The sequence below is a fragment of the Kineococcus arenarius subsp. arenarius genome (assembly GCF_050871845.1).
Classification (GTDB): Bacteria; Actinomycetota; Actinomycetes; order Actinomycetales; family Kineococcaceae; genus Kineococcus.
The window spans coordinates 1-712 of record NZ_JBJLSE010000197.1 but is presented as its reverse complement, the minus strand read 5'-3'; the positions used below and the strand labels follow the sequence as shown (position 1 = coordinate 712).

The following is a 712-nucleotide window of genomic DNA, read 5'->3' as shown; positions in this document are numbered from 1 at the left end:
CACCCTCGGATCACCGTTCGGTTGCCAACTCCCCGAGGCTTATCGCAGGCTCCCACGTCCTTCATCGGCTCCTGATGCCAAGGCATCCACCATGCGCCCTTACACACTTGCCACCACCACACACCACCGCCCACCTGAACCCCACCGACCACCACTGAAAGCAGTGGCACCGGAAGAGCCAGGACACGAGGAGCAGCATGCAGCAGGGCCAAGCAAAGAACCCAAACCACAAAGACACAGAAAAAATCTACTCGACGAAGCACCACAACAAAGAAGAACTTTGCAATGCTCGCGTCCACTGTGCAGTTCTCAAACAACAACCAGAGCCCATCTCGCAACGACAAGCACCAGACACCGAGAACACCCCCGAAGGAGCACCCCGACCGGTATGACCTGCCCGACACGGACCTGAGAAGGAGACGAACACCACCCACCAGCGACACAGCCGCCGGCACGTGGTGCCCGGTCCCTCAGGACCCAACAGTGCGCCAGGCACCGAGCATTCCCTCACCAGTCGCGTTCCCCACCCCACACCCCCCGAAGGAGGACCAGGGCCGTACTGACGACTCGATCAAGCACTCGGCACCGTGTTGATGTTCCACCCTCGAGCACCGACCTCCAGACTCACGCTGGAGTAGACGGCCCTGCCCACCCCACCCCGCAAGGAGTGAGGCGAGAGATGCTCCTTAGAAAGGAGGTGATCCAGCCGCAC

The 712-nt window shown here is 61.1% G+C and carries 1 rRNA gene; it reads right to left on the bottom strand.

Annotation, left to right across the window (positions count from 1 at the left end):
* Nucleotides 1-113 (bottom strand): 23S ribosomal RNA (locus ACRYM0_RS20880); the annotation flags it as partial.
* Nucleotides 114-712: the final 599 nt, after the last annotated feature.